Annotated in this window: 13 protein-coding genes; 10 read left to right on the top strand and 3 right to left on the bottom strand. The window is 72.4% G+C overall.

Annotated elements, in window-relative coordinates; translation table 11 throughout:
• Window positions 1-15 precede the first annotated feature (15 nt).
• Entirely contained in the window at window positions 16-831 is an 816-nt protein-coding gene (locus ADY59_RS44000; RefSeq protein ID WP_049576278.1) for an MHYT domain-containing protein, read from the bottom strand.
• Window positions 832-1,038: 207 nt separating this feature from the next.
• Between ADY59_RS44000 and thiI the strand changes: the two genes are divergently transcribed.
• Window positions 1,039-2,238 carry a tRNA uracil 4-sulfurtransferase ThiI gene (gene thiI / locus ADY59_RS43995; RefSeq protein WP_049576275.1) on the top strand — a complete coding sequence of 400 codons (1,200 nt, stop codon included), beginning with the start codon at window positions 1,039-1,041 and terminating at the stop codon, window positions 2,236-2,238.
• Here the strand turns inward: thiI and aroF are convergent.
• Entirely contained in the window at window positions 2,235-3,269 is a 1,035-nt protein-coding gene (aroF, locus tag ADY59_RS43990) for a 3-deoxy-7-phosphoheptulonate synthase (protein WP_049576272.1), read from the bottom strand. The two genes, thiI and aroF, sit on opposite strands and share 4 nt — an antisense overlap.
• A gap of 242 nt (window positions 3,270-3,511) precedes the next feature.
• Between aroF and ADY59_RS43985 the strand changes: the two genes are divergently transcribed.
• The 3 genes from ADY59_RS43985 (at window position 3,512) to ADY59_RS43975 (ending at window position 6,110) form a co-directional block, all read left to right on the top strand.
• Window positions 3,512-4,108, top strand: coding sequence for a molybdopterin-dependent oxidoreductase (locus tag ADY59_RS43985; protein ID WP_049576282.1), 597 nt, complete (start codon window positions 3,512-3,514; stop codon window positions 4,106-4,108).
• A 43-nt stretch (window positions 4,109-4,151) separates the two neighbouring features.
• Entirely contained in the window at window positions 4,152-5,297 is a 1,146-nt protein-coding gene (locus tag ADY59_RS43980; protein WP_049576270.1) for a sensor histidine kinase, read from the top strand.
• A gap of 66 nt (window positions 5,298-5,363) precedes the next feature.
• Window positions 5,364-6,110, top strand: a complete 747-nt coding sequence (locus tag ADY59_RS43975; protein WP_049576267.1) for a LytR/AlgR family response regulator transcription factor — start codon at window positions 5,364-5,366, stop codon at window positions 6,108-6,110.
• Between the two features lie 551 nt (window positions 6,111-6,661).
• On the opposite strand, the gene ADY59_RS43970 is transcribed toward ADY59_RS43975, so the two are convergent.
• Entirely contained in the window at window positions 6,662-7,501 is an 840-nt protein-coding gene (locus ADY59_RS43970; protein WP_049576264.1) for a deoxyribonuclease IV, read from the bottom strand.
• Between the two features lie 142 nt (window positions 7,502-7,643).
• On the opposite strand from ADY59_RS43970, the gene uraD reads away from it, so the two are divergent.
• The 6 genes from uraD to ADY59_RS43940 form a co-directional block, all read left to right on the top strand.
• Window positions 7,644-8,132, top strand: a complete 489-nt coding sequence (gene uraD / locus ADY59_RS43965; protein WP_049576261.1) for a 2-oxo-4-hydroxy-4-carboxy-5-ureidoimidazoline decarboxylase — start codon at window positions 7,644-7,646, stop codon at window positions 8,130-8,132.
• Entirely contained in the window at window positions 8,129-8,428 is a 300-nt protein-coding gene (uraH, locus tag ADY59_RS43960) for a hydroxyisourate hydrolase (RefSeq protein WP_049576259.1), read from the top strand. Before uraD ends, uraH begins: the two co-directional genes overlap by 4 nt.
• Complete coding sequence (pucL, locus tag ADY59_RS43955; RefSeq protein WP_049576256.1) at window positions 8,429-9,277, top strand: factor-independent urate hydroxylase; 849 nt, start codon at window positions 8,429-8,431, stop codon at window positions 9,275-9,277.
• 4 nt (window positions 9,278-9,281) lie between these two features.
• Complete coding sequence (locus ADY59_RS43950) at window positions 9,282-10,142, top strand: FAD binding domain-containing protein (RefSeq protein WP_049576252.1); 861 nt, start codon at window positions 9,282-9,284, stop codon at window positions 10,140-10,142.
• Window positions 10,142-10,612 carry a (2Fe-2S)-binding protein gene (locus tag ADY59_RS43945; RefSeq protein ID WP_049576251.1) on the top strand — a complete coding sequence of 157 codons (471 nt, stop codon included), beginning with the start codon at window positions 10,142-10,144 and terminating at the stop codon, window positions 10,610-10,612. Before ADY59_RS43950 ends, ADY59_RS43945 begins: the two co-directional genes overlap by 1 nt.
• Window positions 10,609-11,963, top strand: a 1,355-nt coding sequence (locus ADY59_RS43940) for an 8-oxoguanine deaminase (protein ID WP_063780971.1), incomplete at its 3' end; no start/stop codon positions are given. The genes ADY59_RS43945 and ADY59_RS43940, both read left to right, overlap by 4 nt.

Raw genomic sequence — 11,963 nt, 5'->3', positions numbered from 1 at the left:
GTTTCTGTTTTTTTTTCAAAGCAGAACGGGGTGGGTGAGCTGTTGCTCCTGGGCGGCGCGCCGGCGGCGCTCCAGGCGGGCCACGAGCTCGGCGTCCTCGTTCAGCTCCTCCTCCGACGGGGAGAGGATGACCATGAGCAGCATGGTCAGCGTGATGAGGCTGATCACGGTCATGAGCGGCACCAGGAAGTCCAGCGCGTCGGCCCCGGCCACGGCCGCGGGCTCCGGGTGGATCTGCACGATCATCGCGAACATGCCGGTGTAGTGCATGCCGGCCACGGCCAGGCCCATGACCAGCGCGGCCGCGGTGATCCAGATGGTGCGCTTGACCCGCAGCGTGAACCACAGGGCGGCGGTGGCGGCGACCACGGCGATGACCACCGAGGCGATCACCAGCGTGCGGTCGTAGGAGATGTGCGCGGACATGTTCATCGCGTACATGCCCAGGTAGTGCATGCTCGCCACGCCGAGCCCGGTGAGCAGGCCCCCGCCCAGCAGGGCGGGCACCCGGCCCCGGCCGTAGGAGACCAGGAACAGGCCGGTGCCGACGACGATGATCGCGACCAGGGCCGAGGCGACCGTGAGCGGGACGTCGTAGCGGATCTGGGTGCCCTCGACCTCGAAGCCCATCATGGCGATGAAGTGCATGACCCAGATGCCGGTACCGCCGATGGAGATCGCCGCGCCGAGCAGCCAGCGCATCCGCGAGGCGCCTCGCGAGGCGTGGGCCTGGGCGGTGAGCCGCAGTCCGAGCATCGATCCCATGCACGACATCACGTAGGCGAGCACCGGCGTGAGCGGACCGTGGGTGAAATGGTCAACAGCGGACATGTGGTGAATTTCCTTGCATTAGGGGTCTCCGGATTGTGCCAGGAGCACTGTCCCTTTCGCATGGATACCTCGACTATCTGTCAACCTGGCGTGTCGGAAACGTGAGATGTGCTCATGGATCCGCCGGAGGCCGGTCACGGACTAAACTCGATGGGTCGCCGCGTTGGTACGAGCGCGCACATTCCCTGTCTTCCCGGAGGTTCCACCATGACGATGTCCGCCCTGGGCGAGCCATGCGTTCTGCTCAAGCTGGGCGAGATCGTCCTCAAGGGCAAGAACCGCGAGCTGTTCGAACGCCGCCTGATCAGCAACATCCGCGACGCGCTCCAGGAGCTCGGCCTGAAGCTCGACGTGCGCCGGCGGCACGGCGTCATCGCGATCTTCCTGCCCGACGGCTCGTCCGCCGAGCAGGCGCTGGCCGTGGCCGAGCGCGTCGCCGACGTGCCCGGCCTGGTGTGGATCCACCCCGCCTGGCGGGTCGCCAAGGACCCCGACGCGGTGCTCAAGGCCGGTGTGGAGCTCATCGGCGAGCGCGAGGAGGAAGTCGCGCGCAAGGCCACCTTCGCGGTGCGCTCCCGCCGCCGCGACAAGCGCTTCCCGCTGCGCTCCAACGAGCTCGACCGGTTCGTCGGCGGCGCCATCAACGACGCCTACGGCCTGCCCGTCGACCTGCGCAAGCCCGAGCTGACCCTGTCCATCGAGGTCGACCGAGACGAGGTGTTCGTCTTCACCGGCGGCCTGCCCGGCCAGGGCGGCCTGCCCGTCGGCAGCAGCGGCAGGGCGCTGGTGCTCATGTCCGGCGGCATCGACTCGCCGGTGGCCGCCTACCGCATGATGCGGCGCGGCCTGCACGTCGACTTCCTGCACTTCTCCGGCATCCCGTTCACCACCTCCGAGTCGATCTACAAGGCCTACGCGCTGGTCAGGAAGCTCGACCGGTTCCAGGGCAAGTCGCGGCTGTGGGTGGTGCCGTTCGGCAAGGCCCAGCAGTCCATCCGCAACTCCGGCCAGGACCGGCTCGCGGTGATCGCCCAGCGGCGGCTCATGCTCAAGACGGCCGAGGAGGTCGCCCACCGCATCCGCGCCGCCGCCCTCGTCACCGGAGACGCGCTCGGCCAGGTCTCCTCCCAGACGCTGACCAACATCACCGCCCAGGACCACGCGGTCGAGCTGCCGATCCTGCGCCCGCTCGTCGGCTGGGACAAGACCGAGATCATGGCCGAGGCCCGCCGCATCGGCACCCTGGAGATCTCCGAGCTGCCCGACGAGGACTGCTGCAGCCTGCTCGCGCCCAAGCGGGCCGAGACCCGGGCCAAGATCGAGGACCTCAAGCAGATCGAGAAGCGGCTGGACGCCGAGGAGCTCGCCGTCCAGCTCGCCGATTCGATCCAGGAATACACGCTCTAGATCAGCGCCGCCGGGGCCGCCGCCGACTTGCCCAGCAGCGGCGGCAGGTCCCGCATGACCTGCGCCAGCTCGCCCAGGTCGGTGTCGACCAGGGCCTGCGGGCCGTCGCACAGCGCCTGCTCGGGGTGCGGGTGCACGTCGATGATCACACCGTCGGCGCCCACCGCCAGGGCCGCCCTGGTCAGCGGCAGCACCAGGTCACGGCGGCCGCCCGAGTGCGACGGGTCCACGATCACCGGCAGGTGCGACAGCCGCTGCGCCACCGGCACCGCCGAGATGTCGAGCGTGTTGCGGGTGGCGGTCTCGAACGTCCGGATGCCGCGCTCGCACAGCACCACGTCGAGGTTGCCGCGCTGCGCGACGTACTCGGCCGCCATCAGCCACTCCTCGATCGTGGCGTTCATGCCGCGCTTGAGCATCACCGGCCGGCCCGCCGCGCCGACGGCCTGCAGCAGCGCGAAGTTCTGCGCGTTGCGGGTGCCGACCTGCAGCATGTCGGCGTAGGAGGCGACCAGCTCCACGTCCCGCGCGTCGACCACCTCGGTCACGATCGGCAGGCCCGTCTCCTCGCGCACGTCCGCCAGGATCCGCAGCCCCTTCTCACCCAGTCCCTGGAACGCGTACGGGGACGTGCGCGGCTTGTACGCGCCGCCGCGCAGCAGCGTCGCGCCCGCCGCCTGCGCCATCCGCGCCGCCTGCAGCGTCTGCTCCGGCGTCTCCACCGCGCACGGCCCGGCGATCAGCGTCACCGTGCCTGGCCCGATCGGCACCCCGCCCACCCGCACCGTGGAGCGTTCGGGGTGGTTCTCCCTGCTCACCAGCTTGTACGGGGTCGAGACCCGCATCACCTCGCGCACCCCCGGCATGCCGCGCAGGTTCGCGGCGTCGAGCTGCGTCACGTCGCCCACCAGGCCGACGATCGTCCGCGTCACCCCCCTGCTCACGAACGCCTCCACGCCGGCCGCCCGCACGACGGCGACGATCGAGGCGACGTCGCCGCCGGTGGCCTCCTGGCCCATCACGATCACCATGCTGTACTCCTCCGGAAAACGCGGAAAGGCCCCGGGTCCTGGTGGACCCGGGGCCTTTCTGCTCGCCTGTCTGCTAGCGCAGCGTCAGGTGGCGAACGGTCCGACCTGGGGGTCCGTCGCCATAAAAAAACACGAACGCGGTGCGCATAGTGCGCCAATGGTAGCGCACTCGACCCGCTGACGAACCGCCGCGCGGCCGGTGGCAGGATGGTCGGGACCGTCTGACCGTGAGGAGAGTGATCGTGGAGGAGCCGCGCCTGCCACCGGGCCAGTACGTGCCCCGCGGCCTACCCGTGATCCACTACGGCAGGGTCCCCCCGTTCAAGCCCGACACGTGGGACCTGCGCGTCTCCGGCGCCACCGCGTCGGGGGAGGAGCACCGCTTCGGCTGGGACGACTTCGACCGGCTGCCGCGCACCGACGTCGTGGCCGACTTCCACTGCGTCACCAAGTTCTCCCTGCCGGGCCAGCGGTGGCGCGGGGTCAGCCCGGCCGACCTCATGGCGGCCGCGCCGCCCGGCCCCGGCGTGCGGCACGTCATGATCTGGGCCGAGTACGGCTACAGCGCCAACCTCCGGTGGTCCGACTTCACCGCCCCCGGCACGCTGCTGGCCACCGAGTTCGGCGACGCCCCCCTCACCGCCGAGCACGGCGCCCCGGTGCGCATGATCGTGCCCCACCTGTACGCGTGGAAGAGCGTCAAATGGGTGCGCGCCGTGGAATATCTCCTGGAGGACCGCCGAGGCTTCTGGGAGGAACGCGGCTACCACAACGTCGCCGACCCGTGGCGCGAACAGCGCTACTCCTACCAGGAGGAACCCGGCGAGGGCCCGCCGTAGGGTTTCCGCCCGAACACGGGGCGTTGTTGGTTACGGTTTCCGCATGCTGACCACCGCGTGCGTGGTGCTGCCCCTCCTCGCCTTCGTCCTGGGCTACACGCTGGCCCGGCGCCGCGCCGGGGACGAGGGCCGCTCCGGCGACGAGGCGACCTTCACCACGCTGCACACCGCCGCGCTGGCCGCCCCCGCGCTGCGGACCGGGCTGCACCGCGACTCCGCCCGCAAGGCCGTACGCCATCTGCGCGCCCTGCTGGGCACCCACTCCGTCGCGATCACCTCCACCGACGCCGCGCTCGCCTGGGACGGCCCCTGCACCGACGAGGTGCTCAGCTACGCCCGCACCACGCTGGCCGCCGGGCGCGCGCAGGTCTTCCCCGGCGAGCCGTACGGCGCGGTCGTGGTGCCGCTGACCGCCGACGGCAAGATCATCGGTGCGCTGGCGGCCTTCGACGGGGAGCTGAGCGCCGCCCTGGTGCGCACCGTGACCGAGGTGGGCCGATGGGTGTCGGGCCAGCTGGAGCTGGCCGAGCTCGACTCCTCGCGGCGGCGCGCGCTGGAGGCCGAGATGCGCGCGCTGCGGGCGCAGATCTCCCCGCACTTCGTCTACAACGCGCTGACCACGATCGCCTCGTTCGTCCGCACCGATCCGGGGCGCGCCCGCGAGCTGCTGCTCGACTTCGCCGACTTCGCCCGCTACGCGCTGCGCCGGGCGCACGACTTCACCACCCTGGCCGACGAGCTCACCTGCGTCGACCGCTACCTGCTTCTGGAACGTGCCAGATTCGGTGACAAGCTGCGCTTCAGCCTCCAGGTGATGCCCGAGGTGCTGCCCGTCCCCGTGCCGTTCCTGTGCCTGCAGCCGCTGGTGGAGAACGCCATCAAGCACGGCATGCGGGGCCGGGGCGGCACCGGCGAGGTGCGTGTCGTGGCGCGCGACGCGGGCCCGGAGGCGCACATCACGGTCGAGGACGACGGCGTGGGCATGGACCCGGAGCGGGCCAGGAAGGTCCTCGACGACGACCCGGCCCGCGAGGGCACCGGCATCGGCCTGGCCAACGTCGACCTGCGCATGCGCCAGATCTACGGCGACGACTACGGCCTGGTGGTCGAGTCGGCGCCCGGCGCCGGCACCAAGGTGCGGCTGCGCGTGCCGAAGGCGCAACTCGGCCCGCCCCGATCCCCTCTGTGACCGAATCTTTACCCGACGTAGCCGTTGGGGTTGTGAGCACGGCTTTCTTACGGCAGCGTAGAGGTCATGCTACGTGTCCTGGCCGTCGACGATGAGGTCCCCGCGCTGGAGGAGCTGGCCTACCTGCTGCGGCAGGACAACCGGATCGAGCACGTGCGCACCGCCTGCGACGGCGTCACGGCGCTGCAGGACATGGTGGCGATGATCGGCGGCGGCGAGCGGCTCGACGCGGTGTTCCTGGACATCCGGATGCCCGGCCTCGACGGGCTCGACCTGGCCAGGCTCGTCGGCGGCTTCCCCAGCCCGCCCAAGCTCGTCTTCGTCACCGCCCACGACGAGTGCGCCGTCCAGGCGTTCGAGCTCGAAGCCGTCGACTACCTGCTCAAGCCGGTCCGGGCCGAGCGGCTGTCGGAGGCGGTGCGCCGGCTGGAGGTCGCCTCCGCGCCGGGGCCGCCCGCCGAGCCCGGCCTGGACGACGTCATCCCGGTCGAGCTCGGCGGCCGTACCCGTTTCGTGCCGCAGCAGGCGGTGCGCTTCGCCGAGGCCAAGGGCGACTACGTGCGCCTGCACACGGTCGACGGCAGCTACCTGGTGCGGATGTCGCTGGCCGCGCTCGAACGCCGCTGGGCGGAGGCGGGCTTCATCCGGGTGCACCGCAGCACGCTGGTGTCGGCCCGGCACGTCACCGAGCTGCGCTTCGAGGGCGGGCGCGTGATGCTCACCGTCGGCACCGAGACCCTCCAGGTCAGCCGCCGGCACACCCGGCAGGTCAGGGAGCAGCTCGTCCGCCAGCACCGCGGCGCGATCACCTGACGGATCCCGCACGGGCGCGCCGGGCGGGCGTGAACGGGAGCGCGGCGGCAGCCTGCCTCGCGCCCGTGACGTGTGCCGTGATGGTGACGATTTCCCAGGTCACACCGGTCGGGTACGTTCCGCCCCGACCCGCCGATCCGTCCTCCGGCAGCCCGGAGAACCCACCACCCGACCGCTCGTCGCGCCCGGATGACCGCCCGTCGCGCGGACACGTTCCGTACATCGATGACTACTGACCGTTCAGCGAGCTGTCAGCCAAGTGGGTTTCGCCCGCAAGATCGCAACCGTAGTGTTTCGGCATCGGAAGCCACTCCGGAACATCGGAAGGCGGGCCGCGAGGCTCCCGGGACGATGCGCCGGATTCCTGGTGACCACACTGGTCACCGCGGCTGCCGGGCCCTTTACCGGGGGGTAGGGCCCGCCGGCCGACTACGTGAGGGGGTGCCCGCCGTGGCTCGATCCGGCCAGACGGGGGCGGCCGGATGGGGCCGGCGGGCACCCCTGTCACGACAGGTCAAGGGCGTGCGCGGGGGGCGACCGTGCGCACCCCGTCAGCCGTCACGCAGCCGCTTGAGCGTCTCGATGTCCTCGCGGTGCTTGTCGGTCTTGCCGGGCGTCTCGATGCAGATCGGCACGCCGGCCACCGCCGGGTGGCGCATCATCTCGCCGAACGCCGGGGCGCCGATCAGGCCGGCGCCGATGTTCTCGTGCCGGTCCTTCTTCGACCCGCACGCGTCCTTGGAGTCGTTGGCGTGGATCAGCTTCAGCCGCCCGGGAGCGATCTTGTGCAGGAGGTCGAACGTCTCCCGCGTCCCGCCCTCGGCCGCCAGGTCGTGCCCGGCCGCGAAGGCGTGACAGGTGTCGAAGCAGACCCCGGCCCTGGGGTGCCAGTCGAGCGCCGCCAGATAGGGCTCCAGGTCCTGGACGGTCGCGCAGAGCATCGCGCCCTGCCCGGCCATCGGCTCCAGCAGCAGGTCGGGACCGCCGTCGGGGATCTCGTCGAGCAGCGGCAGCAGGTGCTCGCGCAACTGGCGCAGCGCGTCGTCGCGTGACTGCGACACCGCCGAGCCGGTGTGCACCACGACCCCCTTGGCGGCGATGTCGACGCCGCGCCGCAGCGTGTGGCGGACGATCGCGACCGAGTTGGCCAGCGTCTCGGGGCTGGGCGAGCCGAAGTTGGCCAGGTAGGGCACGTGGATGAAGGTGTCGACGCCGGACTCGGCCAGCAGCGCGTCCTGGTCGGGACGGCCGGCGGCGAGCGCCCACCCGCGCGGGTTGGTGACGAACACCTGGATCATTTCGGCGCCGATCTCGGCCATGCAGGCGAGCCCGCCCTTGGCCAGGCCGCCCGTGACGGAGACGTGCCCGCCGATCAGAGAGGTAGGGGTCATGATGGGTCTCAGTCTATGGCGGGCCCGGGACCTGTCCGGATGCGGGCCTTGGAGCATGACACAAAAGACTTGGCCAACCGCCGCCCCGGTTGGGAGTTCCCGGGGATGGACCGGGCACCACCGCCATGTGTGTACTCGAGTCATGCCCGACGACGCGCTGGCCCGCTTCAACGCCCTGCCTCCCGACGACGCGCAACGGGACCTGCTGGCCTGCTGCGCCTCCCCGGCCTTCGCCGGCCGGGTCACGGCGGGCCGCCCCTACCGGACCGCCGGCGACCTCGCGGACGCCGCCGGCCGGGCCGTGCGGGAGCTGCCCTGGAGCGACGTGCTGGAGGCGCTGGCCGCGCACCCGAGGATCGGCGAACGGGCCGCAGGCGCCTGGTCGCGGCAGGAGCAGTCCGGCGTCGAGGACGGCCTGCGCGCGAGGCTCGCCGAGGCCAACCGGGACTACGAGCGCCGCTTCGGCCACGTCTACCTGATCTGCGCCACCGGGCTGACCGGCGCCGAGATGCTCGCCAGGCTGCGCGAGCGGCTGACGGACGACGAGGAGACCGAGCGCCGCACCGTACGCGACGAACTGGCCAAGATCACCGAGCTGCGGGCCGGCAAGCTCCTGGCGGAGCGGCGATGAGCTTCTCCACGCACGTGCTCGACGCGGTCACCGGGCGGCCCGCCGCCGGGATGCGCGTACGGCTGGAGCACGACGGCCGGACCGTCGCCGAGGGCCGCACCGACGGCGACGGCCGGATCACCGGCTGGGAACCGGGGCGGGGCACGCACCGGGTGGTGTTCGACACCGGCGGCCACCTGGCCGACACCTTCTACCCGGAGGTCGTCATCACCTTCAGCGTGACCGACCCCGGCGAGCACTACCACGTGCCGCTGCTGCTGAGCCCGTACGCCTACTCCACCTACCGAGGGAGCTAGATGGCGATCGTTCTGGGACCCAACCGGTACGGCAAGGCGGAGACCAGGCTCGTGCGCGTCACCAGGGACGGCGGCGTGCACCACCTCAAGGACCTCAACGTCAGCTGCGCCCTGTCCGGCGACATGACGGCCGTCCACCTGACCGGCGACAACGCGGCCGTGCTGCCGACCGACACGCAGAAGAACACCGTCTACGCCTTCGCGGCCAGGCACGGCGTCGGCGAGATAGAGGACTTCGCCCTCCTGCTGGCCCGCCACTACGTGGGCACCCAGCCGGCCGTCCACCACGCCAGGGTCGAGATCGAGGAGTACCCCTGGGACCGCCTGGGCGACCACTCGTTCGTGCGCGGCGGCGGCGAGGCGCGCACCTGCCTGGTGCACCACGACCGCGACGGCCGCACCACCGTGGTGTCGGGGCTGACCGGCCTGGTGGTGCTCAACTCGACCGGCTCGGAGTTCCGCGGCTTCGCCGTGGACGAGTACACCACCCTCCGCCCCGCCGCCGCCCGCGTCCTGGCCACCGCGATCGACGCCCGCTGGCGGCAGGAAGGCGAGCGCGCCGCCCACGCGACCGTACGGCGTCACCTGCTGGAGGCGTTCGCCGGGACGTACAGCCTCTCGCTGCAGCAGACCCTGTACGCGATGGGCGAGCGCGTGCTGGCCTCCTGCCCGCAGGTGTGCGAGATCAGGCTCGCGATGCCCAACAGGCACCACTTCGCGGTGGACCTGACCCCGTTCGGGCTGGACAACGACAACGAGGTGTTCCACGCCGCCGACCGCCCCTACGGCCTGATCGAGGGCACGGTGCTGCGCGAGGACGCCCCCGACGCCGGATTCGCCTGGGAGTAGGACGATGGACTTCTTGCGCCCCACCACGTGGGCCGAGGCGCTGGCCGCCAAGGCGGACCAGCCGGACGCGGTGCCCGTCCAGGGCGGCACCGACGTCATGGTGGAGATCAACTTCGGCGTGCGCCGGCCGGTGGCGCTGCTCGACCTCACCCGGGTGGCCGAGCTCGGCACCTGGACGAGCGTGGACGGGCGCCACCGGATCGGCGCCGCCGTGCCGTACAGCGTGATCATCGACCGGTTCGGCGGCGAGCTGCCGGGGCTGGCGCAGGCGGCGCGGACGGTCGGCTCGCCGCAGATCCGCAACCGCGGCTCCGTCGGCGGCAACCTGGGCGCCGCCTCGCCCGCCGGCGACAGCCACCCGCCGCTGCTGGCCGCCGGCGCGCTGATCGAGGCCGAGTCGCGGGACGGCGGCGTCCGCATGATCCCCGCCGACGGGTTCTACACCGGCGTCAAACGCAACGCGCTGCGCCCCGACGAGCTCATCAGGGCCTTCCACATGGCGCCGGCGACAGGTCCGCAGTACTTCTCCAAGGTCGGCACCCGCAACGCCATGGTGATCGCCGTGTGCTCGTTCGCGATCGCGCTGCACCCGGGCGAGCGCCGCGTCGGCACCGGGCTCGGCTCGGCCGCGCCGACGCCGCGCCGGGCGGCGGAGGCGGAGGAGTTCCTGGCCAAGGAGCTCGACTGGGCGGCGCCGCTCGCCCCCGCGCTGCTGGACCGCTTCGGCGAGCTGTGCGCGCGGGCCGCCTCGCCGATCGACGACGTGCGCGGCAGCGCCGCCTACCGCCGCCACGCCGTCGCGGTCATGGCCCGCCGCACGCTCTCCTGGGCGTGGCACGACCATCTGGGAAGGAGGGCCGCCTGATGCGCCTGACATGCACCGTCAACGGCCGCGAGGAGACCGTCGAGGACGTCTGGGAGGGCGAGAGCCTGCTGTACGTGCTCCGCGAGCGGATGGGCCTGCCCGGCTCCAAGAACGCCTGCGAGCAGGGCGAGTGCGGATCGTGCACCGTCTACCTCGACGGCGTCCCGGTCTGCGCCTGCCTGGTGGCCGCCGGGCAGGCCGAGGGCCGCCGGGTGCGCACCGTCGAGGGGCTCGCCGAGGGCGACCGGCTCGACCCCGTGCAGGAGGCGTTCGTCGAGTGCGGGGCCGTGCAGTGCGGCTTCTGCACGCCCGGGCTCGTCGTGCAGGCGCACGACCTGCTCGCCCGTGTCGAACGGCCCTCCGACGCCGAGATCCGCGAGGCGCTGGCCGGCAACCTGTGCCGCTGCACGGGCTACGAGAAGATCCTCGACGCGGTCCGGCTGGCGGCCGAGCGCAAGGCGTCCGCATGACCACCCTGCTGATCGAGAACGCCTACCTCGCACCCGTCGCCGGCCCCGAGATCCCGCACGGCTACCTCCGGATCGACGGCGACCGGATCACCGGGCTCGGCCCGATGGACCGGCTGCCCGCCCTGCTGGCCACATTGCCGGCCGCCCTGCCGGCCGCCACCAGGATCGACGCCACCGGCTGCCTGGCCACGCCCGGCCTGGTCAACACCCACCACCACCTCTACCAGTGGGCCACACAGGGGCTGGCCCAGGACGCGACGCTGTTCGAGTGGCTGGTCACGCTCTACCCGGTGTGGGCCGCGATGGACGCCGAGGTCGTCCACGGGGCGGCGCTCGCCGGACTGGCCCACCTGGCGTTGTCCGGCTGCACCACCTCCAGCGACCACCACTACGTCTTCCCCCGGGGCGGCGGCGACCTGCTGGCCGCCGAAATCGGGGCCGCCCGCGAGGTCGGCGTCCGCTTCCACCCGGCGCGCGGCTCGATGGACCGGGGCCGGTCGGCGGGCGGGCTGCCGCCGGACGACGTCGTCGAGCCGATCGACCGCATCCTCGCCGCCACCGCCGAGGCCGTCGACGCCCACCACGACCCGTCGTTCTCCTCGATGCTGCGGATCGCGGTGGCGCCCTGCTCGCCGTTCTCCGTCAGCGGCGACCTGATGACCGAGGCCGCCCGGCTGGCCAGGGACAAGGGCGTGCGCCTGCACACCCACCTGGCCGAGACGCTGGACGAGGAGGAGCACTGCCTGGCCCAGTTCGGCGTGCGGCCGGTGGAGTACATGGACAAGCTCGGCTGGCTCGGGCCCGACGTGTGGGTGGCGCACGGGGTGCACCTGAGCGACGGCGACATCGCCAGGCTCGCCGCGACCGGCACCGGGACCGCGCACTGCCCGTCGTCCAACGGCCGCCTCGGCGCGGGCGTGGCGCGGGTCTCGGAGATGCTGCGGCGGGGCGCGAACGTCGGGCTCGGCGTCGACGGCAGCGCCTCCTCGGAGCTGACCACGATGGCGGGGGAGATGCGCCAGGCGCTGCTGTTCCAGCGCGCCAGGAACGGGCCCACGGCGCTCACCGCCCGGCAGGCGCTGGAGCTCGCCACGCTGGGCGGCGCCCGCAACCTCGGCCGCGCGGCCGAGCTCGGCACGCTGGAGCCCGGCAAGCTGGCCGACGTGGCGCTGTGGCGGGTCGACGGCGCCTTCACCGCCGCCGTCGAGGATCCGGTGTGCGCGCTCGTCCTCGGCCCCCAGCCGCCGCTGGCCCGGCTGCTGGTCGGCGGCCGCACCGTCGTGGCGGACGGCGAGCTGCGCACCGTCCCGCACGACGCCGGCGGCGCCGCCGGCGCCGGGGCCCGCCGCGT

The sequence above is a fragment of the Nonomuraea sp. SBT364 genome, from assembly GCF_001083785.1.
Taxonomy (GTDB): domain Bacteria; phylum Actinomycetota; class Actinomycetes; order Streptosporangiales; family Streptosporangiaceae; genus Nonomuraea.
This window is presented reverse-complemented; position numbering and strand designations above follow the sequence as displayed.

Excerpts from the sequence above, each read along its gene's own strand:
- ADY59_RS44000 (WP_049576278.1), bottom strand. The coding sequence starts at position 831 with ATGTCCGCTGTTGACCATTTCACCCACGGTCCGCTCACGCCGGTGCTC.
- thiI (WP_049576275.1), top strand. The coding sequence starts at position 1,039 with ATGACGATGTCCGCCCTGGGCGAGCCATGCGTTCTGCTCAAGCTGGGC.
- aroF (WP_049576272.1), bottom strand. The coding sequence starts at position 3,269 with ATGGTGATCGTGATGGGCCAGGAGGCCACCGGCGGCGACGTCGCCTCG.
- ADY59_RS43980 (WP_049576270.1), top strand. The coding sequence starts at position 4,152 with ATGCTGACCACCGCGTGCGTGGTGCTGCCCCTCCTCGCCTTCGTCCTG.
- ADY59_RS43975 (WP_049576267.1), top strand. The coding sequence starts at position 5,364 with ATGCTACGTGTCCTGGCCGTCGACGATGAGGTCCCCGCGCTGGAGGAG.
- ADY59_RS43970 (WP_049576264.1), bottom strand. The coding sequence starts at position 7,501 with ATGACCCCTACCTCTCTGATCGGCGGGCACGTCTCCGTCACGGGCGGC.
- uraD (WP_049576261.1), top strand. The coding sequence starts at position 7,644 with ATGCCCGACGACGCGCTGGCCCGCTTCAACGCCCTGCCTCCCGACGAC.
- uraH (WP_049576259.1), top strand. The coding sequence starts at position 8,129 with ATGAGCTTCTCCACGCACGTGCTCGACGCGGTCACCGGGCGGCCCGCC.
- pucL (WP_049576256.1), top strand. The coding sequence starts at position 8,429 with ATGGCGATCGTTCTGGGACCCAACCGGTACGGCAAGGCGGAGACCAGG.
- ADY59_RS43950 (WP_049576252.1), top strand. The coding sequence starts at position 9,282 with ATGGACTTCTTGCGCCCCACCACGTGGGCCGAGGCGCTGGCCGCCAAG.
- ADY59_RS43945 (WP_049576251.1), top strand. The coding sequence starts at position 10,142 with ATGCGCCTGACATGCACCGTCAACGGCCGCGAGGAGACCGTCGAGGAC.